The sequence below is a fragment of the Fluviicoccus sp. genome (assembly GCF_030646115.1).
GTDB lineage: Bacteria > Pseudomonadota > Gammaproteobacteria > Pseudomonadales > Moraxellaceae > Fluviicoccus.
In genome coordinates this window covers 342,687-366,165 of record NZ_JAUSMX010000009.1, presented here as the reverse complement: position 1 = coordinate 366,165, position 23,479 = coordinate 342,687, and the positions used below count along the sequence as shown (strand labels likewise).

Here is a 23,479-nt window from a genome sequence, read left to right as displayed (position 1 = left end):
CGATCGAAGGATGTTGTCGGGCTCAAGCCCGACCTACACTTCTCCATCAAGAGCCGGCTTACGCCAGTTCTCCCAGCAAGCTGTTGATACGCTTCACATACCCGGCCGGATCAGCCAACGCGCTGCCTTCCGCCAGTGTCGCCTGGTCCAGCACGATCAGCGCCAAGTTCTCAAAGCGGTTGTCATCCGTCGTAACGGCCATACGAGCCAGCAGTGGATGCTGCGGATTGATTTCCAGTGTGGGCTTGGACTCCGGCAGTTTCTGGCCGCTGGCTTCCAGCATCTGCCGCAGGGCGGCGCCCATGTCAAACTGGCTGCGCACCAGACAGGCCGGAGAATCCGTCAGCCGTTGCGTGGCCTTCACGGCTTCCACCTTGTCGGCCAAGACGGCCTTCAGGCGTTCCACCAGCGATTGGCTTTCTTCCTGCAGCTTTTCTTCGGCCTGCTTGTCTTCCTCACTGGAAAGCTTGCCCAGATCCAGATCGCCCTTGGCGACGTGCTGGAAGGACTTGCCTTCAAACTGCGTCAGATGGCTCATCAACCATTCATCCAGACGGTCGCTCAACAGCAGCACTTCCACGCCCTTCTTGCGGAACACTTCCAGATGCGGGCTTTGGCTAGCAGCGGCCCAGGAGTCGGCGGTGATGTAGTAAATCTTTTCCTGGCCTTCCTTCATGCGGCCCACATAGTCGGCCAGCGACACGGACTGGATGGTGTCAGTGGTGTGGCTGGAGGCAAAGCGCAGCAGCTTCAGCACCTTGTCCTGGTTGGCGTGATCTTCGGCCACACCCTCCTTCAGCACCTGACCGAATTGCGCCCAGCACACGGCATAATCTTCGGGCTTGTTTTCGGCCATTTGCGTCAGCATGTCCAGCACGCGGCGGGTCAGCGCCGACTTCATGCTGTCCACCACCTTGCCGGATTGCAGCAACTCGCGGGACACGTTCAGCGGCAGGTCGTTGGAATCGACAATGCCCTTGGCGAAACGCAAGTACATCGGCAGGAACTGTTCGGCGTCGTCCATGATGAACACACGTTGCACATACAGCTTCAGGCCGCGCACGCCGTCGCGGTGGTACAGGTCTTGCGGGGCACGCTTCGGCAGGTACAACAGCGAGGTGTACTCCAGGTTGCCTTCGACCTTGTTGTGGCTCCAGGCCAGTGGCTCGTCAAAATCGTGGGAAATGTGCTGGTAGAACGCCTTGTAGTCGTCGTCGCTGATCTCGTTGCGCGGACGGGTCCACATCGCCGAGGCCTTGTTGACCACTTCAAAGTCACCCACTTCCCGCTCGCCGTCTTCCTTCCAGCTTTCGCTGTGCATGCAGACGGGAATGGCGATGTGCTCGGCATACTTGTGGATGATGTTCTTCAAACGCCAGCTGTCGGCAAACTCGGTTTGCGTGGGGCGCAAGTGCAGGATGATGGTAGTGCCGCGATCCGCCTTTTCCACGGACTCGACACTGAACTCCCCTTCCCCGCCGGACTCCCACTTCACGCCTTCCGCTTCGGACAGACCGGCGCGACGGGTCAGCACTTCCACGCGCTCGGCCACCACAAAGGACGAATAGAAGCCGACGCCGAACTGACCAATCAGCTGGGCATCTTTCTTCTGGTCGCCGGAGAGGTTCTTGATGAACTCGGAGGTGCCGGAACGGGCGATGGTGCCCAGGTTATCGATGACTTCCTGGCGGCTCATGCCGATACCGTTGTCACGCAGGGTGATGGTGTTGGCGTCCTTGTCGACTTCGATCCAGATCTTCAGCTCGGTGTCGTTGCCCAACAGCTCGGGACGGCTCAGCGCCTCGAAACGCAGTTTGTCGGCAGCGTCGGACGCATTGGAAATCAGTTCGCGCAGGAAGATTTCGGGATTGCTGTACAGCGAGTGGATCATCAGGTGCAGCAGCTTGGACACTTCGGTCTGGAAGCCGCGCGTTTCTTTTTGGGTCGCTTGGTCGCTCATCAGGGCACTCCATGGTTGAGTCGTGGGATGCAAGCAAGATGGGGCTGTTGAGCGGGACTTCAAGGGGGTGGGCGGCTATACTCTGCGCGAATGGTTCATCCCGTAACGGCGAGGGCGCATGCAATGCGCCCCTACATGACGGACGCAGGGACGCGTTGCATGCGTACTGCTCCGCCGAACGAGACTTTATTGAATAACCCGACTCTCCCAGCCCTTCAACTGACGCCGCAACAGGACGCCGCTCTCGCAGCCATGCGCGAATTCCTCGACAGCGACGACCCCTGCTTTATTCTGCGCGGCTATGCGGGCACCGGGAAAACCACGCTGGTTTCGCGCCTGCTGGAGTTGTTGCGCGAGCAGCAGCAAGACTACCTGTTGCTGGCCTCCACCGGCCGCGCCGCGCGCATTCTGGGCATGGCCACGGGTGAAGGCGCCCAGACTGTCCACTCCATCATTTACGAGTTTGCCAGCGTCGAGATGAGCGGAGACAGCGGTCTGAACGTGCGTTTCAGCCTGTCGCAGGAAGGTCCGGAAAACACCGTGATCATCATTGACGAAGCCTCGATGCTGGCCAACGGCAGCCCGTTGCCGGTGGGTCAGGCGTCGTTGTTTACGCAGTATGGCTCGGGGCAGTTGCTGAGTGACTTCCTGTTCTGGTCAGGGCTGACCAGCGGCCTGTTAAGCGGCAATCGCGTCATTTTTGTGGGAGATGCCGCCCAGTTGCCGCCTGTGGGTGAAACGGTGTCGATGGCGTTGTTTGCGCAGCATATTGAAAAGTTCTTCGGCCTGCGGGCACGGGAAGTGGAACTGACTGCGATTGTGCGCCAGCAGCAAGGCAGCCATATCCTGGAACAGGCCAGCCGTTTGCGTGACAGCATCATCAGCGGCGCACCCGACCCCGTGGACTGGCTACCACCCGCCGACGACTGGCGCTATCTGGCCGGGGATGAGGAGGCGACGCGGTATCGGGCCGGGCATATGTCGGGCCGCGCTTCGATTATCATTACCCATTCCAACAAGCGGGCGCTGGAGCTGAACCGCAAGGTGCGTCGTGAGCGTTTCCAGTCGATGTTTGCGCCCCTGCAGCCCGGCGATATCCTGATGGTGAACCAGAACAACTCCGAATCGCAGTTGCTGAACGGCGATCTGGTGAAGGTACTGGAAGTGGGCCCGCAGGAAACCCGGCTGGTGATGGTGCGCCTGAAACAGCGGCCGATGCCGAAACAGGTGACGCTGCTGTTCCGGCAGGTGAAGGTGGCCTATCACTCGTTACTGCACGGGCGGATGGAACAGGAATGCCTGATTCTGGAAAACCTGCTGCATTCACCGCTGGCCGGGCCGACGGATGAAGAGCGTCAAGCGCTGGTTACGGATTTCAAGCAACGTATCCGCGCGGAAAAACTGACACCGGCGCAGATCAGCGGGGCGTTCCAGAATGACCCGTATTTGAATGCCTTGCAGGTGAAATATGGCTATGCGCTGACCTGCCACAAGGCGCAAGGCGGGGAATGGGAGACTGCGATTGTGGATGTGCCGGGGTATTTGCAGGGCAGCTATACCAGTCAGTTGCGCTGGCTTTATACGGCGATTACGCGGGGGAAACGGGAGGTCAGGGTTTTGCGGGGGCAGAATGCAAAGGGGTGGTTACAAGGTGTATCACCTGCTTTACAATCGCCCGACAACAACAATCCCAAGAATGCCGCGCATGACCGCTGACAAACAGGTTCAAGCATGATGGCTGATAATGACTCCGCCCTGCCCCCCGATGCCCATTTCGGACTGCTGGTGGTCGCCCTGACCTTGGGCATGGCCCTCTATGCAGGCCATCAGGGCTCCATGACGAGCGCAGCGGCCGCCATTGCCGCCACTGCAATCGCCGGGGGCGTCACCCTGTTCCGGCCAGCTTGGTGGCGGCCCTTGAACCGGGGCTGGATGCGCATCGGTCTTGTGCTTGGCCTGGTTTCCAACACAGTGGCCCTCGCCGCCATCTATTTCCTGCTGATCACCCCCGTGGCTGTACTGACACGGCTGGCAGGCCGGGATGAGTTGCGCCTGCGGCAACATAATCCTGAGCATGGCTATTGGATTTCACGCCGCGAAGCTCCTCCCTCCTTGAAAAACTTCCGGAAACAGTTCTGAGCGCCATGATTGATTTTCTCACGGAATTCCTGGAGTTCCTCCGTCAGCGGCGCAAGTTATGGCTGCTACCGGTTATTTTCCTGTTGCTACTGATAGGCATGCTGTTCGTCTTGGCCCAGGGGTCCATCATGTCGCCCTTTATCTACACCCTTTACTGACTCAATGCTTATCCTGGGAATCTCGGCTTACTATCATGACGCCGCCGCCTGCCTGCTACGAGATGGCGTAATTGTCGCCGCCTGCCAAGAGGAAAGTTTCACCCGCCGGGTGCACGATGCCCGCTTTCCCGAACAAGCCATTGCCTACTGCCTGCAAAGCGCAGGCTGTCTGCCGGATGCCATTGACTATGTCGCGTTCTACGACAAACCTTTCCTGAAGTTCGAACGTCTGCTGGAAACCTGGCTGGCCTTCGCGCCACAGGGCTTCAACCAGTTCCGCCGCGCCATGCCTGCCTGGACTCAGGACAAACTGTTCCAGAAGATCACCCTGGTTCGCGAACTCCGGCGGGTCATGGGTGAACAGGTGGACTGGAAGTCGCGGCTGTTGTTCTCGGAACACCATTTGAGCCATGCCGCCAGCGCCTTTTTTGCGTCACCATTCGAGGAAGCAGCCATTCTGACTCTGGATGGTGTCGGGGAATGGACCACCACCTCCGTTGCTGCCGGCTGCGGCTATCGGCTGGATCTTATAAGCGAGATTCGGTTCCCGCATTCACTCGGACTACTCTACTCCGCTTTTACCCAGTATCTGGGCTTCGAGGTTAACAGCGGCGAATACAAAATGATGGGCTTGGCACCCTATGGTCGCCCGTTGTATGCCGACCTGATCCGCCAGCACCTGATTGACCTTAAGGACGATGGCTCATTCCGGCTGGACATGCGTTACTTCAGTTACTGTACGGGCGAAACCATGACCACGCCCCGTTTCCATGCGCTGTTTGGCGGTCCTCCCCGCACCGCCAAAGAAGCTCTCATGAAGCGCCATGCCGATCTCGCCGCGTCAATCCAATCAGTTACAGAAGAAGCAATCCTCACGTTGGCGCGGCATATCCGGCAAAGCACCGGCTTGCCCCGCTTGTGTCTGGCGGGTGGGGTGGCGCTCAACTGTGTGGCCAACGGCCGGTTGGCGCGTGAAGGCATTTTTGAGGACATCTGGGTACAACCGGCCGCCGGGGACGCCGGTGGAGCCCTCGGGGCCGCCTTGGCTGCCCAGCATCTGGCGCTGGAGCTTCCCCGCCACACACCGTCAGGCGACCTGATGCAAGGGGCGCTGCTGGGGCCGGCTTACAGCCCTGAGCAAATCCGTCACGAACTTGACACCTTGGGTGCGACCTACACTTGGGTGGAGGACGACACCTTGCTGGTGGACAGCACAGCACGTGCTATCAGCGAAGGGAGGATCGTCGGGTGGCATCAGGGCCGCATGGAGTTTGGCCCGCGTGCGCTCGGGAACCGCTCCATCCTTGCCGATCCTCGCTCCCCCAACGCTTGGGAGCGCGTTAACCAAAGCATCAAATTCCGGGAAGCCTTCAGGCCTTTCGCGCCCAGCATTCTCCGTGAACATGCCGCAGATTGGTATGATTTGTCCGGCGAGAGTCCTTACATGTTGCTGACTGCCCCCCTGTTGCCCGGTCGCCGCCTGGCGCCGCACTCCGACCCTGAAGCCGTCCCATTCTCGGTGGAGGCCACGCTACGGGAAATTCGTTCCTCAATCCCTGCTGTTACTCATGTGGATTATTCCGCACGAGTCCAGACGGTTGAGCAAACCCATAACCCGCGCTTCCACGCCCTGCTGCAAAGTTTTGCCGCCATTACGGGCTGTCCGATCCTGTTGAATACATCCTTCAATGTCCGGAACGAGCCCATGGTGCTGACGCCGGGGGATGCCTACCGCTGTTTCATGGCGACCGGACTCGATCTCCTTGTGATCGGCAATGCCTGGTTGGACAAGAACAACCAGACCCTTCCTCCCCTTTCGGTTGCCAGACCATGACTCTTTCCTCCCGCAAGCGCGCCGGATTTTTGGCGCTGACCATCGTACTGTCTCTGGCTATTGCCATAGGAGTTGTTGAAATACTGCTCCGAAACCTTAGCTTCTCTAATGCCACCGGAACGGGGAAAGCCAGCCAGCGCTGGTTCGCTGAACACTGGAAGCCCATCAATGAACTGGGCTTCCGGGATTTCAGCATCCGGGGGAAAGGTTATTTCAGCAAAGTGGTATTCGTGGGTGACTCCTTCACGTCCGGCCATGGCGTACTGTTTGAGGAAACCTATTACTACCAAACAGCAAAGGCATTCCAAGGCCGCGCCAACTTCTTCAACATTGGACTCAATGGTGGCTCAACGCGCAGTGAGTATCAGACCTACCGGCAGTTTGTCAGCAACACCGGCATCCGCAACCGTTGGGTGGTGCACCAGTATTTCGGCAATGACATTGAAGATCATATCGTCCGGCCCGGCTGGCGTCCGCCCGCTCTGCTGGCGGCGCTGTCAGACTATTCCGAGATTGCCAATTCCATCCAGAACTATCAAATGATTAACAGTTGGGGACGGCAATACATTGAGGCCTTGTTCCAGGCTTATGAAGACACCCCCCGCTTCGAGGCCCACGCCAACGACCTCAACTCCCTGCACGATGCCATGTACGCCAACAACAGCCGGATCATTTTCCTGGTGTTTCCGTTCCTGCATTCCGATGCAGCGTTGGCGCGCAGTCAGCGTTATGTGCAACGCATCGGGGCGCACTTTCTGACCCATTGCCGCCCCGGCAGCGTGCTTTTTGATGTTTCGCCACTGGCCTCTTCCCTGCCGCAGAAACGCAGGGTCGTCAACATGCTGGACCCCCACCCCTCTGCGGAATTGCACGCCTTGATCGCCCGGGATCTTGCAGAAATTTTGCGGCGGGGCATGCGGGGGGATCTCCCCAAAGGGGAGAATTGGAAAGGAAAAGACTACCTGCGGATGTGCCCCGACCCGCAGACTTGATCATCGTATAGCCGGCAACTTCACGGGGGAAAGCGGGAGGTCAGGGTTTTGAGGGAGCAGAATGCGAAGGGGTCGTTGAAATCAGAACCACCTACTTGCTGAGATACCGCGTCGCCGCCTCAATCCCCTGCAATGTCAACGGATACATCCGGTCTTCCATCAGCTTCTTCGCCACCTGGATCGACTGCGTCATCGCCCAGCTCTTCTCCGGCTCCGGATTCAGCCACACCACCTTCTGGAAATGCTGCGTCACCCGCTGCATCCACACCGCCCCGGCTTCCTCGTTGAAGTGCTCCACCGAACCGCCCGGCGACATGATCTCGTAAGGCGACATCGTTGCGTCCCCGACAAAGATCACCCGGTAATCCGGGCCGTATTTATGCATCACATCCCACAAAGGCATGCGCTCGGACCAGCGGCGGTTGTTGTCCTGCCACACGCTTTCATAAATGAAGTTATGGAAGTAGTAATAATGCAGATGCTTGAACTCGGTGCGCGCCGCCGAGAACAGTGACTCGCAAACCTGCACATACGGGTCCATGGACCCACCGATATCAAAGAAAATCAGCACTTTGACGCGGTTGCGGCGCTCCGGCACCATCTTGATGTCCAGCAGGCCGGCATTGTGCGCGGTGCAACGGATGGTGTCATCAATGTCCAGTTCTTCGGCCGCGCCCTGACGCGCAAACCGGCGCAGGCGGCGCAACGCCACCTGCATATTGCGGATGCCCAACTCCTGCGAATCGTCGAGGTTCTTGAACTCGCGCTTTTCCCAGACCTTGACCGCGCTCTTGTTGCGCGACGGCCCCGCCATGCGGATGCCTTCGGGATTGGCGCCATAAGCCCCGAACGGCGAGGTGCCGCCGGTGCCGATCATCTTGTTGCCGCCCTGATGACGCTTGTGCTGCTCCTCCAGCCGCTTCTTGAACTCCTCCATCAGCTTGTCGAGGGAGCCCATTTTCTGCAACTCGGCCAGCTCTTCGGGCGACAGATGCTTCTCGACTTCCTTGCGCAGCCAGTCTTCCGGCAAGGTCAGGTTGTCCAGCGGGTTCTCCATGGTCGCCAGGCCGTCGAAGAAATGCTTCATGGCGCGGTCGAACTTGTCGAAATGCTTTTCGTCCTTGACCAGCACCACGCGGGCGAGACTGTAGAACTCTTCCTCGCTGGCAAAGGCCAAGCCTCCATCCAATGCGCGCAACAGGTCTAGGTATTCCCGCACGGAGACGGGCACCTTGTACTGCTTGAGGGTGAAGAAGAAATTGAGGAGCATCACGGACTCTCCGGTCAAGAATCCCCTCTCCCCTTGTGGGAGAGGGTTAGGGAGAGGGGTGCTGAGGCGGCTACAGAACTGATGGTGTTCAGGCCACTTTCCGCACCCCTCTCCCCGGCCCTCTCCCACAAGGGGAGAGGGAGAACAGCGGGTCTTAACCCCGACGCGACATAAACGCCAGTCGCTCCAGCAGATGAACATCCTGCTCGTTCTTCAGCAACGCGCCGTACAACGGCGGAATGGCGCTGCGGGTGTCGCGGTTGCGCAGGATGTCCTCAGGAATATGGTCGGACATCAGCAGCTTCAGCCAGTCAATCAGCTCGGAGGTGGACGGACGCTTCTTCAGGCCCGGCACCTTGCGCAGTTCAAAGAAGATTTCCATGGCTTCGCGCACCAGCCTCGACTCCACGCCGGGATAATGCACATCGACAATCTTCTTCATCGTGTCCTGATCCGGGAAGACGATGTAATGGAAGAAGCAGCGGCGCAGGAAAGCGTCCGGCAAATCCTTCTCGTTGTTCGAGGTGATGATGACGATGGGACGATGCTTGGCCTTGATGGTTTCCTGAGTCTCGTAAACATGGAATTCCATCTTGTCGAGTTCGGTCAGCAAGTCGTTGGGGAACTCGATGTCGGCCTTGTCGACTTCATCAATCAGCAACACCACCCGCTCTTCACTGTCGAAGGCTTCCCACAGCTTGCCCTTCTTGATGTAGTTGCGGATGTCATACACCTTGTCGTCGCCCAGCTGCGAATCGCGCAGACGGGAAACAGCGTCGTATTCATACAGGCCCTGATGCGCCTTGGTGGTGGACTTGATGTGCCACTGGATCAGGCGCATGCCCAGCGCGGCGGCCACTTCCTCGGCCAGCATGGTCTTGCCGGTACCGGGTTCGCCCTTGATGATCAGCGGCTTTTGCAGGGTGATGGAGGCATTGACGGCCATCTTCAGGTCGTCGGTGGCCACATAGGTCATTGAACCGTCAAAACGCATCTTCACTTCCTCTTCAGGTTCCGGCATCGGGAACGTTTTCAGGATTCTGCCCTGCGGCTTTTCCACCAGGCAACGCTACAAACCAGTGTCGAGAGCAGCAACAAGGGGAACAGGCTTTTCAGCACCCCCAGTACGTCCCTTTCCATCAGGTTGAAAACCACGGCAATAATGGCGGGTGCAGGCAGCCAGGTATCACCATCAATCGGCCATGGGGTAAACAGCACCACGGCCAGCAAGCCCGCAGAAACCGGACGCCATCCTGGCGGCAGCATCGGCATGAAATGACGACGGAAAACCCGCAGCAAGACCACGGCCGTGGCCAGATACACGATCCAGGCAATCAGGTAGCCGAACATTACTCACCTTCCCCCTGTTGATACTTGCTTTCATCCGGGCGGAAAAGGTCGAGCATGTAATCTTCACGCTGGGGCGGCATTTGCAGGTAAAAGCCTTTATCAGCCATCTCGGACAGCACCTTCGGTGCTTCGGCGCGGGCCAGCTTCCGCTCCGTCGTCAGCATCATGGTCACGTAATGACGGGGACGGCCGAACATGTCCAGCAAGGCTTGCGGCACACGCTTCAGGCCATCCGCCTTACGGACATAGAGGTACATTTCGTCCTTTTTGGGACTTTTGTAGATATCGCAGATTTCAGGTTTGTTGCTCATGAATCTTCCCGGTGACGGTAACGGCGCCAGTTGGCAACGGAGGCAGACTCATCGTCCAGCACCTCCAGCAAGGGAAGTGTCAGGATATCATGCCGCCAGCCCTTCAAGGCGGAAGGCAATACCGCTGACTCGCCGTCGTCCACATAACCCAGCACCAGCGCATCCAGCCATTTCTTGCGCAGCAGCACTTCCGCCGGCACCTGATGCTTCACGGCAATGGCCTCGGACACCTGGCGCAAGCGGTCATACAACGACTTGGCGGCGCGCGGCAGGGGCAAGGGCATCAGCGGCGGGCACTGCGCCAGCGGCTTCTCTTCCGCCTGCTTCACCAGTTGCAGAATCATGGGGCCGTGTTTCTGGTAGGTGCGGGGATGAAGGTCCTGAATGCGGGACAACGCCGGCAGGCTGTGCGGCTGCCGCTCCACGATATCCAGCAAGGTATGGTTCTTCAGCACGAAGGTGCGCGGAATGTTGTGAATCCGCGCCGCGCCTTCCCGCCAGATGGTCAGCATCTGCAACAGCGCCAACTGCTGCCGGGTAAACTTCCAGGCATTGCTGAACGAGAGGTAAAGGTCGCGCAGCACCGGCGGCGCCCCCATCTCCTCCAGAATCAAGGCGCAATCGGCTTCGCACCAGTCCAGCAACTGGCGTTGCTCCAGCCGTTCACGGATGAAATCGTAAAGCGGGAACAGGTATTCCACATCAAAGGCGGCGTATTGCAGCTGATCGGGCGTCAACGGCCGCATCAGCCAGTCCGAGCGGGTTTCCGCCTTGCTGATGCTGATGTTCAGGCATTCCTGCAGTGCTTTTTGATAGCCCACCTGATTGCCGTAACCCAGAAAGGCCAGCCCGATCTGGGTGTCAAAGACACGGGTGATGCGCTGTTTGGGGAACAACAGGTTGAAGACTTCAATGTCTTCGCTGCAGGCATGGAAAATCTTGAGGGTTTCGGGGTTGCACAGGACATTGCCCAGTTCGGAAATGTCCAGCGTGAGGGGGTCAGCCAACGTGACCTGGCTGCCGTCATTCACCTGAATGAGGGCAGCCCGGGGGTTGAAGGTATCAACCCGAATGAACTCGGTGTCGAGGGCCAGACGGCCGGCAGCCGCCCAATCCCTGACCCGTTGCTGAAATAGCTGTTGTTCTGTAAGCAGTTCCCAGGACATTACAATCCCAATTGTTTGGCGATAATCTCGTTCATGATTTCGTGGGTACCGCCACCAATGGAAAGAATCCGGTTATCCCGGTACAGGCGCTCGACAAGGCTCTCGCGCATGAATCCCATGCCGCCGAAGATCTGCACCGCTTCGTAAGTGAGCTTGTCACTGACTTGCGTGGCGAAATTCTTGGCCATGGACACTTCCCGGACAGCCGGAATGCCGTCAGCAATTTGTGCCGCTACCCGATAGGTAAACTCACGGCTGGCTTCCAGTTCGGTTGCCATGTCCGCCAGCTTATGACGAATGACCTGCATCTTCGCAAGCGGCTTTCCGAACGCCACCCGTTGCTGCACATACTTGAGGCTTTCTTCCAGCGCCAGTTGTGCGGTCATGTTCGCCATGACCGCCAAGTTTAAGCGTTCTTTCTGGAAATTGCTCATGATTACGAAGAAACCGCCGTTTTCCATGCCGATCAGGTTGGTTTTCGGCACTTTGACTTCATCAAAGAACAATTCGGCGGTGTCGCTGGCCCACCAGCCCATCTTTTTCAGCGGTTGGCCGACGGTGAATCCGGGCATGTCCTTCTCCATCAGCACCAAGCTGACCCCGCCAAACCCTTCTCCGCCGGTGCGCACGGCTACGGTGTAATAGTCGGCGCGGCAACCGGAGGTGATGAAGGTCTTACTGCCGCTGACGAGGTAGTGGTCGCCCATGTCGACGGCACGGGTCTTGAGGTTGGCGACATCGGAACCGCCGGAGGGTTCGGTGATGGCCAGCGCGGCGATTTTTTCTCCGCGCAGCACGGCGGGCGCAATGCGCTGCTTCATTTCGTCACCGGCCCAGTTTTCAATGGGCGGCAGGCCGATATCCAGCGATCCCAGGCTGGCCACCAGGCCGCCGGAACCGGCGCGCATCAGTTCTTCACTGGCGGCGATTTTCATGAAGATGTCGGGACCGGAACCGCCCAGTTCTTCGGGGTGGTCGATACCCAGCAGTCCGGCTTCACCTGCTTTCAGGTACAGTTCACGGGGAAATGTTCCGGCTTCTTCCCATTCGTTGATGAAGGGTTTGATGTGCTGGTCCACGAACTTGCGGACGGTGCGGCGGACTTCCTGGTGGGTTTCGCTGAAGTAGGGGGTATAGAGGGCCATGGTCTGTGTCTCCGGGTCATTTTGGGCCGAGTCTGCCATGTTTTGTTGACCATACCAAGCGGTTGGTTGGTGTTTTTTGGACAGTTGTCCGGCAAACACAATGGAGGGGGAATTGTCACTTCAAGGGGTGGGTGCTTGGCGGGGTTGGGGGCGTGCGAGGTCGGGATATTTCGGCAAGGACGAATCGGCTTGGTTACACAGAATTAATATCGCTTTGTCATTCTTTTCCGAACCGAAAGCTCATTAGCCCGAAGTAATTGGGCGCTATTCAGTTACACTTGACTTGGCAAAATTAATTCCTCTTTGACGACTTCAGAATGGTCAGTATTCGCTCGTGCACTGCTGGTAGATAGGGCATGAACTGCTGGTACAACTGCACACTAAACTCATAGTTATCATCAAGATACAATATAGTACTACAATGCGAAGCTGAGTCAAAATCCGCATTAGGATCATAACGTCTATCACAACGTATTCGGCCGTAGTACGGCTTTCCATCAATCAACTGCACCATCGGTTTTTGATAGGGTACATATGTTGCTAATACTTCGCGAAATCTATTACTTTTGGCCAATATCTCTACCATCCCAAGATCCTTACGATCCTGAATTTGAACAGTATAAGCACCACTAAAAGCACTTGAATAATCATTCTTTGCCACTTCAACAGCTTTTCCTACACTTGTTGCCGCTACAGTTCTAGCCTGAGTTCTTTTTATGATATCTAAATTATCTGTACAGGATATCATCCCAAATAAAGTTCCACCCACCTTTGGATCTTTGAATTTTGGCTCATCCACTCCCAAGAAATTTCCGACTGAGTTTGAAAAATAATGATATGCAGACGGATCAGACTTTGGCCCACCAGTCCATTGGAACAGGTAATCTTCTGGATTCATCTCATACAAATGAGTTCCAACCCAAACATCATACCTGACAAGCTTTCCATTTTTATCCCTAACTTCATTAGGATATGGCCTTCCTGAACGAACAATAGCCCTTGCACTGTTTGTCACACAGCGACTTTGGACACAAGCCTTACTCCACTCATTCGTGCAGCCATTGCGCTCATTAAGCCAATAAGAAACGGGAGTATTATCATCAGGCTGATGCCTTTTCTCGCTTAAGCTGCACAGCGACAACAGAATGGTAATAAAAATAGCGACAAAGATCATAACAATCAACTTAATAAACGAACTCCCTATATCTTCATTATTTGAATTCAAAGCACTCACCTACTTCAAAATATTAACAACACCATTATCACAATATGCTTATCAGCTGGCCCATCCCGGTTGCCCAAGACCCCATTACCGAATGTATAGAGGACTTTAACCTCCACGTCAAACCGGCCGCTTGCGTAACGCGCCAAGCCTTACCCATAAACAAAAAGGGCAACCCGCAGGCCGCCCTTCCCCATCATCCCCCCGGCCCCAAAAGCCCGAAGAACTCACCCCAAACGCTTCAACCCAACCCCCAGCGCCTGCCCCAACACAAACTTCAACACCGGCCCCACCCCCGGCAGCGAATCAAACTCAATCACCCACTGCACCCGCGAACCCTTGGCCGTAGCACTGAAATCCAGACGCCCATGATGATTGCGGATAGGATAACCACCCTTGGAAATCACATAATCAATCGAACTGTTCGGCGTCACAGCCACCACCGTCTCGTCCACCGCCAACGGATGGAACAACCCCATACGCCGGGTGGAACCCACACCGTTGACATCGCCCTGCCCGTCCTGAATGCGCTTCACCGGAATCCCGAAAACCCTCTTCAGGTTATTGTGGTCCGCCAACTCGGCAAAAATGGCCTCCACCGGGAGTGAAAACTCACGAACCACCACTACTTTCTGCTGCGCCATGACAGACTCCTCGGCAAATGGATAGAAATTGGCACCATCGTGCCGGTGAACGGTATTTCATATTGAAGGAACGGCGTCAAGACGACACCGCACAAAAGCGGAATAATCATTCACAAACGTCTAAATTTCCGGCAAAACCATGCCGCCGCCGAGGGTCACAGCAACTGCCGCTGGTTCAGGGCGCGCGCCAGCGTATGGCTGTCGACCCCTTCCAGTTCCCCCCCCAAGGGCACGCCATGGGCAATGCGGGTCACCTGCAAACCGGACTCCCGGCAGGACTCCCGGATGTAATGGGCGGTCGCTTCGCCCTCCACCGTGGCATTGGTGGCCAGGATCAACTCCCGCACCTCGCCCTGCCCCAGCCGCTCCATCAGGTCGGGAATGCCCAGCTCACGCGGGCCGATGCCGTCCAGCGGCGACAAATGCCCCGCAAGCACGAAATACAAGCCGCGATAACTGCCGCTTTGCTCAATGGCCAGCACATCGGCCGGAGACTCCACCACACAAAGCAGGCCACGGTCACGGGCTGTATTGGCGCACAGGCGGCAAACAGGCTCCTCGGTCAGCGTGCGGCAGGTCTGGCAATGACCAATATCGGTCATGGCCTGGAGCAACACATCGCCCAGCCGCATGCCGCCGGCGCGGTTACGCTCCAGCAGATGCAGCGCCATGCGTTGCGCCGACTTGGGACCCACGCCCGGCAGCACGCGCAGGGCCTGGATCAGCTCACTGACCAGCGGGCTGAACATGACTTAGAACGGCAGCTTCATGCCGGGGGGCAGGCCCAGACCCTGGGTTGCACCGGCCATTCTCTCGGTCGTCAGCACATCCACCTTGCGCACGGCGTCATTGACGGCGGCGGCCAGCAGGTCTTCCAGCATTTCCTGGTCTTCTTTAAGCAACTCAGGATCAATGGCTACACGCTTCACGTCATGCTTGCCGGTCATGGTGATCTTGACCAGCCCGGCACCGGATTCGCCAATCACTTCCGTCTTGGCCAGTTCTTCCTGAGCCTGTGACATCTTCTTCTGCATCTGTTCCTGCATCTTCTGGGCTTGCTGCATCAACTGGTTGATGTTCATCGTTTTTCTCCAATCACAAGGGTTTCATCCAACAATCGGGCATCAAAAGCCTGTATCAGTGCCTGCACGGCGCCATCGGCCAGAAAAGCCTCTTTGGCGGCAGCGCGCTCGGCACGCTGCCGCTCCTGTTCAATTTCCAGCGGCGTGGGGCCGGAAGGTTCACGGGCTTCGCGCCGCACCTGCATCTGCGGGAAATCCTGCTGCAGCAACGCCAGCAAGGTGTCCAGCGCACGGTTGGCCATGATTTCATGACGCGGCGACAACTCCATCACCGCTTCACCGGTGCGACTGCCGGTCAGCAGCAGGTGACGCGCCAGGTTCAGCGCCATGCCGCTCAGTTCGCTGCGCACCACCCAGGCCGACCAGCCTTCCGGCGTCCAGTCCCCGGTTTCCGGCTCCACCACCGGAGCGACGGGAAACGGGAGGATGGTGGCGGTTTTGGGCGGCTCGGACGGAGCCGACGGCTCCACTGCCCAAGGCGGCGCGGAGTCCGCTGCCGCTGCGGGCCGGGTCGCTTCAACCCTTGCCGTCACCGGGGTCGATACGGGTTTTTGAGTAATCGGGGAAGACTGAATGGCCGCCGGAACGGATGCAACTGACAGGGATTGGTTCTCCACCCTGTTCACAACCGGCACGGAAACGGGCGGTGAAGCCTTGACCGAAGAAGCGGCAGGCGGAACCGGAACCGAGACGGCTTGCACCGGCGCAGATGCCGCAGGCCGCGCCGGCGCACGCGCGGGAACACCGGCTGACGGTCTGGCCGCAGCGCCCGGACTGCGCTTGCCGGAATCGGGGCCGCCGCCCGGCACCGGCTTGAACGCCAGCATCCGGAACAAGCACATTTCAAAACCCTGCCGCAGCCCCGGCGCCAGCGGCAGGTCACGACGGCCATGCAAGGCGATCTGATAATAAAGCTGAACATCTTCCGGCGTCAGCGAAGCGGCCAGATCCAGCACCCGCTCGCGGTCGCCCTCACTGTTGTCGACGCCGTCCGGCAGCAACTGTGCCAGCGCCACCCGGTGCAGGGCGGAAATCAGCGCGCCCAAGGCTGCTGAAAAGTCCACGCTCTGCGCCGCCATGGCGTCAATCACCTCCATGAGCGCAGCGGCGTCACCGGCCCCCACGGCTTCCAGCACCCGGAACACCACATCGCGGTCCAGCGCCCCCAGCATGTCCCGCACTTCGCCTTCACGCAGCACGCCGTTACCGTAGGCGATGGCCTGGTCGGTCAACGACAGGGCATCGCGCATGGAACCGTTGGCGGCCCGGCCCAATTCCCACAAAGCACCATCATCATGTTCAATATGTTCGGCGTTAAGCACGTTGGCCAGATGCTGCATCACCCGCTCCGCCGACATCGGCTTCAGCGAGAACTGCAGGCAACGCGACAACACCGTCACCGGCACTTTCTGCGGGTCGGTGGTGGCCAACAGGAACTTGACGTGCGCGGGCGGCTCTTCCAGCGTTTTCAGCAGCGCATTGAACGCCGACTTGCTGAGCATGTGCACTTCGTCAATCAGGTAAACCTTGTAGCGGCCACGGGTCGGCACGTACTGGGCGTTGTCGATGACTTCGCGCACATCATCCACGCCGGTGTTGCTGGCGGCGTCGATTTCCAGCAGGTCAATAAACCGGCCTTCATTGATTTCGGTACAGGACGAGCACACACCGCAGGGCGTAGCGGTAATGCCGGTTTCACAATTCAGGCATTTGGCGAGAATACGGGCAATGGTGGTTTTGCCCACGCCGCGGGTGCCGGTGAACAGGTAGGCATGATGAAGACGGTTGCTGGCCAAGGCATTGCCCAGGGCGCGGGCGACATGTTCCTGTCCCACCAGTTCGGCGAAATTTTTAGGGCGGTATTTACGGGCAAGAACTTGATAACTCATACCAATGCTGGAATGCTTAGCGCCAAAGATGGACTATGGTAGCGGATGCAGGTAATCGGCTAAAGCGTTTTGTTGAACCAGGACTGCCGGACCCCTTCCGGAACCACGGAGTGTCATGAAAACCAAGACCATATTAGTCACCGGCGGCGACGGCGGCGTTGGCGGCGCCACCGTGCGCGCCCTGGCGGCGCTGGGGCATCGCGTGATGTTTACCAGCCGTGAGCCGGAAGACGGCGAACAGTTGTGCCAGGACATCCGCACCGCCTTCCCCCGCGCCAGCGTCAAGCACTACCCGCTGGACCTCAGCTCTTTCTCTTCCATCCGTCTGCTGACCGACCGCCTGAAAAAAGACCACAACCAACTGGATGTGCTGATCAACAACGCCAGCGTCGCTCCGTTAACCAAACAAAAAACCCTTGACGGCTTCGAGATGCAGTTCGGGGCCAACTACCTGGGCCACTTCCTGCTTACCCAGTTACTGCTGGACATGCTGCATGAAGCCGGTCGCGCCCGGATTGTGCATACCTCGTCCATGCTGCACTGGCTGGGCAATGTCGATTTCGGCAGCTTTCACGGCGACAAGTTTTATGACCCGGTGCGGGCGTATGCACAATCCAAACTTGGGCTGCTGATGCTGAGCAATGAGCTTTCCCGACGCCTGAAAAAGGGCAAGGTCACCAGTAACGCCTTCCATCCCGGCGGCACCGCGCAAGAGGTGTATGCCAACCTGCCGCGCGCCGCCTACCTGACGGTCAAACCGTTTCTGGCCGCTCCGGAAGAAGGCGCCCGCACCGCCGTGCTGCTGTCCACCGCCCCGCACCTGTGTGATACCAGCGGCAAGTATTTCAGCAAGGGGGAGCCGGCGCTGATGTCGCCGCGAGCGCGCAATGAAGATCTGGCGTTGAAATTGTACGAAGTGTCCGCCGGACTTTGTCAGGTGGAAGCGCTTTAAGAAATTATTTGAGGATGTTGCGAGGGGGAGTTATGGTGGCTCCCCTGCCAGCCCGACCCCGGCACACGCATTACAATTACCGTTGCTACCTTCCGGTCCTGGCGGGGTTCATTGCTTAGCATTGCGGGGGAACCGGCAGGGTTGCCATAACGGTTCCGCCTTACAGCGGACGCACAGTATAGGCGAGCGATTGACGCTTGGGAACCGGCCCGAGGAGAGAAATATACATGAACCGATTGTTTATTAGCCGCTTTTCCGCACCATTCGGTGAACTGTCATTGATTCACGATGGCGGCACACTGATGCAGGTGCATTTCTCGGCCATTGCCGCCGATGACCGTTTGACTGAAACCACCCTGCCCGAGTGGCTGTCCGCGCCTCTGTCACGGTATTTTGAAGGCGATATTGCCGCCCTGGAAAACATTCCCCTGCACATGGATGGCACGCCATTCCAGAAATCCGTATGGACGGCGTTGAGGCGCATTCCGGCCGGACAAACCTGGTCTTATGCCGAACTGGCAAGTCAGACCGGCAACGCCAAGGCCTGCCGTGCGGTGGGGTCGGCGAATGGCCGTAATCCATGCGGCCTGGTGGTGCCCTGCCATCGGGTGATTGCCGCCGACGGTTCGCTGGGCGGCTTTTCCGGCGGGCTGGATGTCAAACGCTGGTTGCTGCGGCACGAAGGCGCGGCTTTTAGGGAATGAAAACCGGGGCAAAGGCCCCGGCGTTTTCTTACAACAGCTTTTCAATATCCTTGGCGATCTTTTCCGGTTCCGTCGTGGGTGCATAACGCTCCACCACCTTGCCGTTGCGGTCCACCAGGAACTTGGTGAAATTCCACTTGATGGCTTCTGAACCCAACAGACCGGGAGCCGCCGTCTTCAAATGCTTGAACAAGGGATGCGCCCCGTCGCCGTTGACGTCGATCTTGGCGAACATGGGAAAGGTGACACCATAATTCAGCTCGCAGAACTGGCTGATTTCATCATCACTGGCCGGGTCCTGATTGGCGAACTGGTTGCAGGGAAAGCCCAGCACCATCAAGCCCTTGTCCTTGTAGGTTTCATACAAGGCTTCAAGACCCTTGAACTGGGGGGTGAGGCCGCACTTGCTGGCGGTGTTGACCACCAGGATCACCTGTCCCTTGAAGTCGGAAATCGGCTTGTCCTTGCCGGTAATGGTGGTGGCGCTGTAATCGTAAATATTGCTCATGGCACACTCCTGACGGAAAAACCCTGGATAAACAGACTAACTGTATTCACTCATCACGCTTCAGGCGCAATGAAGCCGAATTGACGCAATAACGCAGGCCGGTGGGGGCCGGGCCGTCCGGAAAGACATGCCCCAGATGACAACCGCAACGGGTGCAGACTATTTCCGTACGGATCATGCCATGGCTGCCGTCGCGATGCTCATCAATCCTGCCCCCGGCCAGCGGTTCAAAAAAACTGGGCCAGCCGGAACCGGAGTCAAACTTGGCGGACGAGGCAAACAAGGCTGTCCCGCAACAGCGGCAGAGGTACTCGCCGTGCTCGTGGCAGTTCCAGTACTCACCGCTGAACGCGCGTTCGGTGCCTTTCTCGCGGCAGATATTGAACTCGTCGGGCGAAAGCTGCTCCCGCCACTCCTGTTCACTCTTAACAACTTGATTCATCACCATCTCCTGTGGAAACCATCCTCCGATCTGAACGGCTTTCCTTGCACAAGACAAGTGAACAGGCGTTAAGAAAGGGATAGAATACCGTGCTTTAGATGCTAGCCAGCCGAGTTTGTTACCATGGAAATCAAGAAATCGTCAAAACTTTTGAACGTATGCTATGACATTCGCGGCCCTGTCCTGAAAGCCGCCAATGCCATGGAAGAACTCGGCCATCGCATCATCAAGCTCAACATCGGCAATCCGGCCCCCTTCGGTTTTGAAGCGCCGCAGGAAATCCTTGCCGATGTCATTTCCAACCTGCCCAATGCGGTGGGTTATTGCGACTCCAAAGGACTGTTTGCCGCCCGCAAAGCCATTGTCCAGTATTACCAGCAAAAGAACCTGTTCGGTGTGGACGTCAATGACATTTATATCGGCAACGGCGTCTCCGAGCTGATTGTCATGGCCATGCAGGCGCTGCTCAACAACGGTGATGAAATACTGATCCCCGCCCCGGATTACCCCTTGTGGACTGCCGCCGTAACTCTCTCGGGCGGCACTCCGGTTCATTACCTGTGTGACGAGGGCAATCACTGGTATCCGGACCTGGCCGACATCGAAGCCAAGATAACGCCGAATACGCGCGGCATCGTCATCATCAACCCGAACAACCCCACCGGTGCGGTCTATCCCAAGCCGGTGCTGGAAGGCCTGGTCGCCATTGCCCGCCGCCACAACCTGATCATTTTTGCCGACGAAATCTACGACAAGATTTTGTACGACGAAGCCCAGCATACCTCCATCGCCACGCTGGCCGACGACCTGCTGTGCATCACCTTCAACGGCTTGTCGAAGTCCTACCGCGTTGCGGGTTTCCGTTCCGGCTGGCTGATGGTGAGCGGCAACAAGCGGTCCGCGAAGGACTATATAGAAGGCTTGGACATGCTGGCCTCGATGCGCCTCTGCGCCAATGTGCAGGCGCAGTTCGCCATCCAGACCGCGCTGGGCGGTTACCAGAGCATCAATGACCTGATCCGTCCCGGCGGCCGATTGTATGAACAACGTGAACTGGCTTGGCGCATGCTGAACGACATTCCCGGCGTCAGTTGCACCAAGCCCGAAGGTGCGCTCTACCTGTTCCCGCGCCTGGATCCGGCTGTCTATCCCATTGAGGACGACCAGCAATTCATCCTCGACCTCCTGCAGGCGGAAAAAGTGCTGCTGGTTCAGGGCACCGGTTTCAACTGGCCGCACACCGACCACTTCCGCGTCGTTTTCCTGCCGCACATCGACGAATTGCGGGAGGCCATCAGCCGCCTGTCCCGCTTCCTGGCTACCCGCCGCGCCCGCTCGTAATGCCCCGTGCCCCCGGTGCTCTGCCGGGGGCTGCTGATGGTCAGGTTACAAACCGACAATACTGTCATGTTGTAATTCGCCTACCCTGCCCCTACTTTAATCTTCGTGGCATCTTATCTTTCAGGAGTTGACCTACCATGTTTCGCATCATGCTGTTCCTGCTGACCAACCTGGCGATTGTTGTCGTTGCGGGTATTGTCCTGAGTGTCCTGGGTGTGGGCGCCACGCACGGACCCGGCAACACGCTGAACCTGCAAAGCCTGCTGATTGTATGTTTTGTGTTTGGCATGACCGGTTCCTTCATTTCCCTGCTGCTGTCGAAATGGATGGCCAAGCGCACCACCGGCACCGAACTGATCACCAACCCCCGCTCCGCAGAAGAACGCTGGCTGATCGACACCGTGGCTGAACTGTCACAGAAAGCCGGCATCAAGATGCCGGAAGTCGGTGTGTTCCCCAGCTATCAGTCCAATGCCTTCGCCACCGGCTGGAACAAGAATTCCGCGCTGGTGGCCGTGTCCAGCGGCCTGCTGGACCGCATGAGCCGTGATGAAGTGAAGGCGGTGCTGGGCCACGAAATCGGCCACGTCGCCAACGGCGACATGGTGACGCTGAGCCTGATCCAGGGTGTGGTGAACACCTTCGTGATGTTCTTCTCGCGCATCATCGGCAACTTTGTGGATCGCGTGGTGTTCAAGAATGAAAGCGACGGCCCCGGCATCGCTTATTTCGTCACCAGCATCATTGCCGATATCCTGCTGGGCATCCTGGCCTCGACCATCGTCATGTGGTTCTCGCGCCGCCGTGAGTTCCGCGCTGATGAAGCCGGCGCCCGTCTGGCCGGCAAGCAGTCGATGATCAATGCTTTGCTGCGCTTGAAGGCGGAACATGACCTGCCGGATACCATGCCTGCTGAAATGACCGCCCTGGCCATTACCGAAGGCAAGAAGCAGGGTTTCAGTCTGGCGGCGCTGTTTGCCTCGCACCCCAGCATTGATGACCGGGTTGAGGCTTTGCAGAAGCTGCAACTGGCCAATGATGCCGGACAGTCCGGTGCTCCGTTGTGGAATAACATGCGCTAATACCGCGCAATATGAAAAAGGCGACCTTGCAGGTCGCCTTTTTCTTGGGCGCGATTTAACGGGATGGCGCTGTCGGACTAGACCAGCCAGTACAACTGCCGCTGGTCATATCCGGTCACCACCTCGATCAGCCCCTGCCATTCGCTGTCCAGACTTTCGTCCCCGGTATCCAGCCGCAACGGCCGTCCCTCCAGTGTTTGCAATTTATGGGGGGTCGTCAGTACAACCAGTGAGCTCCGTCCCAACTTGCGCAACAGGGCGGGTGTCAGTTGCTGATTACCCCGGCCCAACAGCATGCCCTGCCCGCCGGTCGCGGTCAGCAGTATTTTCACCGGATACAATTCCGCCAGTATGGCAATACGATCACTGTTCAGGTCACTTTCCAGCAAGGAGCCATCCAGGATGGCATCAATGCCCAGCAGAGTGTGGTGATACCCCAGTTGCGCCATGACCGCCGAGGTCGTGGTTCCCGGACAGAACAGGTACAGCACCCCCGGCTCCATGCCCTCCACCACCCCGGCGGCGATTTCGCCTTGCACCATGGCATCGCTTTCCGGCGAGGCGCATTTCATTTGTTGCAGCAGGCGGTTGTCGAACGGCGCCTGCAACTCGCCGTAAAATCGCGGCCGTACCTGGCCCAGACGCAGGGCGTCTTCATCCAGGTCACGCACCTCCACCGTTTCCACCGACACACCGCGCGCATCCAGCAACTTCAGCACCAGTTCGGCGGCGCTTTGCGGGTTGATGGCAAACACCCCGGAATGCATTTTCACACCGGCCGGAACCCCCAGCACCGGTACGGACGGTGAGGACTCGCAAATATTACGGGCCGTGCCGTCACCGCCAGCAAAGACCAGCAGGTCGATACCGGCCTGCTCCAGTCGGCGCACCGCCTCGCAGGTATCTGTTGCCGAGGATGGCACTGCGGGGCTCCACACGTATTCCCCAGACAAGCCCGCCTCTGCCAACGCCTGCTCCCCCATCAAGCCGGTGACCGATTTAAAGAGGATGCGGTCCTGAGCCGCTGAAATGTGTTGCAACATCTGCAGCATGCGTTGGTGCGCATGCGACGCATCTGCCAACAAAGCGGCCGGCGACAAGTCGTCACTTCCCTTGTGCCCCAAGGGTCCGCCCAATCCCGCAATCGGATTTACCAACACTCCGACCCTCAGCAAAGGCAAGCAAGAACGATTCTCAGGTTTCATAGATGGTTACAGATTACGTGTGGTTTAGGCTTACACCCGGCCGATGCTTTCTTATACTGAAAATATAGAAACGCATACAGACG

The 23,479-nt window shown here is 58.1% G+C and carries 24 protein-coding genes and 1 other RNA gene; 9 read left to right on the top strand and 16 right to left on the bottom strand.

Going from position 1 to position 23,479, the window contains the following annotated elements:
* Positions 1-58: 58 nt before the first annotated feature.
* On the bottom strand, positions 59-1,960 hold the full coding sequence (gene htpG, locus Q7T36_RS07430; RefSeq protein ID WP_304845937.1) for a molecular chaperone HtpG: 1,902 nt from the start codon (positions 1,958-1,960) through the stop codon (positions 59-61).
* A gap of 159 nt (positions 1,961-2,119) precedes the next feature.
* On the opposite strand from htpG, the gene Q7T36_RS07425 reads away from it, so the two are divergent.
* The 5 genes from Q7T36_RS07425 to Q7T36_RS07405 are packed head-to-tail and all read left to right on the top strand — an operon-like array spanning position 2,120 to position 7,083.
* Complete coding sequence (locus Q7T36_RS07425) at positions 2,120-3,676, top strand: ATP-dependent RecD-like DNA helicase (protein WP_304845934.1); 1,557 nt, start codon at positions 2,120-2,122, stop codon at positions 3,674-3,676.
* 15 nt (positions 3,677-3,691) lie between these two features.
* Entirely contained in the window at positions 3,692-4,099 is a 408-nt protein-coding gene (locus Q7T36_RS07420; RefSeq protein ID WP_304845931.1) for an SxtJ family membrane protein, read from the top strand.
* Between the two features lie 5 nt (positions 4,100-4,104).
* Complete coding sequence (locus Q7T36_RS07415; protein ID WP_304845928.1) at positions 4,105-4,257, top strand: DUF5989 family protein; 153 nt, start codon at positions 4,105-4,107, stop codon at positions 4,255-4,257.
* 4 nt (positions 4,258-4,261) lie between these two features.
* Positions 4,262-6,091, top strand: coding sequence for a carbamoyltransferase (locus Q7T36_RS07410; protein WP_304845925.1), 1,830 nt, complete (start codon positions 4,262-4,264; stop codon positions 6,089-6,091).
* On the top strand, positions 6,088-7,083 hold the full coding sequence (locus tag Q7T36_RS07405) for an SGNH/GDSL hydrolase family protein (protein ID WP_304845922.1): 996 nt from the start codon (positions 6,088-6,090) through the stop codon (positions 7,081-7,083). Before Q7T36_RS07410 ends, Q7T36_RS07405 begins: the two co-directional genes overlap by 4 nt.
* A gap of 91 nt (positions 7,084-7,174) precedes the next feature.
* On the opposite strand, the gene Q7T36_RS07400 is transcribed toward Q7T36_RS07405, so the two are convergent.
* The 11 genes from Q7T36_RS07400 to dnaX form a co-directional block, all read right to left on the bottom strand.
* Positions 7,175-8,353, bottom strand: coding sequence for a VWA domain-containing protein (locus Q7T36_RS07400; protein ID WP_304846589.1), 1,179 nt, complete (start codon positions 8,351-8,353; stop codon positions 7,175-7,177).
* A gap of 154 nt (positions 8,354-8,507) precedes the next feature.
* Positions 8,508-9,347: a MoxR family ATPase gene (locus Q7T36_RS07395; protein ID WP_304846586.1), complete on the bottom strand. Its 840-nt coding sequence runs from the start codon at positions 9,345-9,347 to the stop codon at positions 8,508-8,510.
* 38 nt (positions 9,348-9,385) lie between these two features.
* Complete coding sequence (locus Q7T36_RS07390) at positions 9,386-9,703, bottom strand: hypothetical protein (protein WP_304845919.1); 318 nt, start codon at positions 9,701-9,703, stop codon at positions 9,386-9,388.
* Positions 9,703-10,014 carry a YcgL domain-containing protein gene (locus tag Q7T36_RS07385; protein ID WP_304845917.1) on the bottom strand — a complete coding sequence of 104 codons (312 nt, stop codon included), beginning with the start codon at positions 10,012-10,014 and terminating at the stop codon, positions 9,703-9,705. The genes Q7T36_RS07390 and Q7T36_RS07385 overlap by 1 nt, the downstream gene beginning before the upstream one ends.
* Positions 10,011-11,180, bottom strand: coding sequence for a ribonuclease D (rnd, locus tag Q7T36_RS07380; protein ID WP_304845914.1), 1,170 nt, complete (start codon positions 11,178-11,180; stop codon positions 10,011-10,013). Before rnd ends, Q7T36_RS07385 begins: the two co-directional genes overlap by 4 nt.
* Positions 11,180-12,325 (bottom strand): acyl-CoA dehydrogenase family protein, encoded by a 1,146-nt coding sequence (locus Q7T36_RS07375; protein ID WP_304845911.1) that lies wholly within the window; start codon positions 12,323-12,325, stop codon positions 11,180-11,182. Before Q7T36_RS07375 ends, rnd begins: the two co-directional genes overlap by 1 nt.
* 292 nt (positions 12,326-12,617) lie before the next feature.
* Positions 12,618-13,550 carry a hypothetical protein gene (locus Q7T36_RS07370; protein ID WP_304845908.1) on the bottom strand — a complete coding sequence of 311 codons (933 nt, stop codon included), beginning with the start codon at positions 13,548-13,550 and terminating at the stop codon, positions 12,618-12,620.
* Positions 13,551-13,774: 224 nt separating this feature from the next.
* Complete coding sequence (locus Q7T36_RS07365; protein WP_304845905.1) at positions 13,775-14,191, bottom strand: SRPBCC family protein; 417 nt, start codon at positions 14,189-14,191, stop codon at positions 13,775-13,777.
* 155 nt (positions 14,192-14,346) lie between these two features.
* Positions 14,347-14,940, bottom strand: a complete 594-nt coding sequence (gene recR / locus Q7T36_RS07360; protein WP_304845902.1) for a recombination mediator RecR — start codon at positions 14,938-14,940, stop codon at positions 14,347-14,349.
* A 3-nt stretch (positions 14,941-14,943) separates the two neighbouring features.
* Positions 14,944-15,273 (bottom strand): YbaB/EbfC family nucleoid-associated protein, encoded by a 330-nt coding sequence (locus Q7T36_RS07355; protein ID WP_304845899.1) that lies wholly within the window; start codon positions 15,271-15,273, stop codon positions 14,944-14,946.
* Positions 15,270-17,162, bottom strand: a complete 1,893-nt coding sequence (gene dnaX, locus Q7T36_RS07350; RefSeq protein ID WP_304845897.1) for a DNA polymerase III subunit gamma/tau — start codon at positions 17,160-17,162, stop codon at positions 15,270-15,272. The genes Q7T36_RS07355 and dnaX overlap by 4 nt, the downstream gene beginning before the upstream one ends.
* A 115-nt stretch (positions 17,163-17,277) precedes the next feature.
* On the opposite strand from dnaX, the gene Q7T36_RS07345 reads away from it, so the two are divergent.
* Positions 17,278-18,114 carry an SDR family NAD(P)-dependent oxidoreductase gene (locus tag Q7T36_RS07345; protein ID WP_304845894.1) on the top strand — a complete coding sequence of 279 codons (837 nt, stop codon included), beginning with the start codon at positions 17,278-17,280 and terminating at the stop codon, positions 18,112-18,114.
* Positions 18,115-18,156: 42 nt separating this feature from the next.
* Here the strand turns inward: Q7T36_RS07345 and ffs are convergent.
* Positions 18,157-18,252, bottom strand: an RNA gene (gene ffs, locus Q7T36_RS07340) — signal recognition particle sRNA small type.
* Positions 18,253-18,341: 89 nt separating this feature from the next.
* Between ffs and Q7T36_RS07335 the strand changes: the two genes are divergently transcribed.
* A complete protein-coding gene (locus Q7T36_RS07335; protein WP_304845891.1) occupies positions 18,342-18,818 on the top strand; it encodes a methylated-DNA--[protein]-cysteine S-methyltransferase in 477 nt (158 codons plus the stop codon).
* Positions 18,819-18,846: 28 nt separating this feature from the next.
* Here the strand turns inward: Q7T36_RS07335 and Q7T36_RS07330 are convergent, their stop codons facing one another.
* Both Q7T36_RS07330 and msrB read right to left on the bottom strand, forming a co-directional pair.
* Positions 18,847-19,326 carry a glutathione peroxidase gene (locus Q7T36_RS07330; RefSeq protein WP_304845888.1) on the bottom strand — a complete coding sequence of 160 codons (480 nt, stop codon included), beginning with the start codon at positions 19,324-19,326 and terminating at the stop codon, positions 18,847-18,849.
* A 46-nt stretch (positions 19,327-19,372) separates the two neighbouring features.
* Entirely contained in the window at positions 19,373-19,768 is a 396-nt protein-coding gene (msrB, locus tag Q7T36_RS07325; protein ID WP_304845885.1) for a peptide-methionine (R)-S-oxide reductase MsrB, read from the bottom strand.
* 123 nt (positions 19,769-19,891) lie between these two features.
* On the opposite strand from msrB, the gene Q7T36_RS07320 reads away from it, so the two are divergent.
* Together Q7T36_RS07320 and htpX are read left to right on the top strand one after the other, a co-directional pair.
* Positions 19,892-21,109, top strand: a complete 1,218-nt coding sequence (locus Q7T36_RS07320) for a pyridoxal phosphate-dependent aminotransferase (protein WP_304845880.1) — start codon at positions 19,892-19,894, stop codon at positions 21,107-21,109.
* Positions 21,110-21,246: 137 nt separating this feature from the next.
* A complete protein-coding gene (gene htpX / locus Q7T36_RS07315) occupies positions 21,247-22,191 on the top strand; it encodes a protease HtpX (protein WP_304845877.1) in 945 nt (314 codons plus the stop codon).
* Between the two features lie 77 nt (positions 22,192-22,268).
* Here htpX and Q7T36_RS07310 read toward each other — a convergent pair whose 3' ends face one another.
* On the bottom strand, positions 22,269-23,396 hold the full coding sequence (locus Q7T36_RS07310) for an ATP-NAD kinase family protein (protein WP_304845874.1): 1,128 nt from the start codon (positions 23,394-23,396) through the stop codon (positions 22,269-22,271).
* Positions 23,397-23,479: the final 83 nt, after the last annotated feature.

Coding starts and splice junctions, on each gene's coding strand:
- recR (WP_304845902.1), bottom strand. CDS start 14,940: ATGTTCAGCCCGCTGGTCAGTGAGCTGATCCAGGCCCTGCGCGTGCTG.
- Q7T36_RS07390 (WP_304845919.1), bottom strand. CDS start 9,703: ATGTTCGGCTACCTGATTGCCTGGATCGTGTATCTGGCCACGGCCGTG.
- Q7T36_RS07420 (WP_304845931.1), top strand. CDS start 3,692: ATGATGGCTGATAATGACTCCGCCCTGCCCCCCGATGCCCATTTCGGA.
- Q7T36_RS07400 (WP_304846589.1), bottom strand. CDS start 8,353: ATGCTCCTCAATTTCTTCTTCACCCTCAAGCAGTACAAGGTGCCCGTC.
- htpX (WP_304845877.1), top strand. CDS start 21,247: ATGTTTCGCATCATGCTGTTCCTGCTGACCAACCTGGCGATTGTTGTC.
- Q7T36_RS07355 (WP_304845899.1), bottom strand. CDS start 15,273: ATGAACATCAACCAGTTGATGCAGCAAGCCCAGAAGATGCAGGAACAG.
- Q7T36_RS07395 (WP_304846586.1), bottom strand. CDS start 9,347: ATGCGTTTTGACGGTTCAATGACCTATGTGGCCACCGACGACCTGAAG.
- msrB (WP_304845885.1), bottom strand. CDS start 19,768: ATGAATCAAGTTGTTAAGAGTGAACAGGAGTGGCGGGAGCAGCTTTCG.
- Q7T36_RS07385 (WP_304845917.1), bottom strand. CDS start 10,014: ATGAGCAACAAACCTGAAATCTGCGATATCTACAAAAGTCCCAAAAAG.
- Q7T36_RS07365 (WP_304845905.1), bottom strand. CDS start 14,191: ATGGCGCAGCAGAAAGTAGTGGTGGTTCGTGAGTTTTCACTCCCGGTG.
- dnaX (WP_304845897.1), bottom strand. CDS start 17,162: ATGAGTTATCAAGTTCTTGCCCGTAAATACCGCCCTAAAAATTTCGCC.
- htpG (WP_304845937.1), bottom strand. CDS start 1,960: ATGAGCGACCAAGCGACCCAAAAAGAAACGCGCGGCTTCCAGACCGAA.
- Q7T36_RS07310 (WP_304845874.1), bottom strand. CDS start 23,396: ATGAAACCTGAGAATCGTTCTTGCTTGCCTTTGCTGAGGGTCGGAGTG.
- rnd (WP_304845914.1), bottom strand. CDS start 11,180: ATGTCCTGGGAACTGCTTACAGAACAACAGCTATTTCAGCAACGGGTC.
- Q7T36_RS07410 (WP_304845925.1), top strand. CDS start 4,262: ATGCTTATCCTGGGAATCTCGGCTTACTATCATGACGCCGCCGCCTGC.
- Q7T36_RS07320 (WP_304845880.1), top strand. CDS start 19,892: ATGGAAATCAAGAAATCGTCAAAACTTTTGAACGTATGCTATGACATT.
- Q7T36_RS07425 (WP_304845934.1), top strand. CDS start 2,120: ATGCGTACTGCTCCGCCGAACGAGACTTTATTGAATAACCCGACTCTC.
- Q7T36_RS07335 (WP_304845891.1), top strand. CDS start 18,342: ATGAACCGATTGTTTATTAGCCGCTTTTCCGCACCATTCGGTGAACTG.
- Q7T36_RS07415 (WP_304845928.1), top strand. CDS start 4,105: ATGATTGATTTTCTCACGGAATTCCTGGAGTTCCTCCGTCAGCGGCGC.
- Q7T36_RS07345 (WP_304845894.1), top strand. CDS start 17,278: ATGAAAACCAAGACCATATTAGTCACCGGCGGCGACGGCGGCGTTGGC.
- Q7T36_RS07375 (WP_304845911.1), bottom strand. CDS start 12,325: ATGGCCCTCTATACCCCCTACTTCAGCGAAACCCACCAGGAAGTCCGC.
- Q7T36_RS07405 (WP_304845922.1), top strand. CDS start 6,088: ATGACTCTTTCCTCCCGCAAGCGCGCCGGATTTTTGGCGCTGACCATC.
- Q7T36_RS07330 (WP_304845888.1), bottom strand. CDS start 19,326: ATGAGCAATATTTACGATTACAGCGCCACCACCATTACCGGCAAGGAC.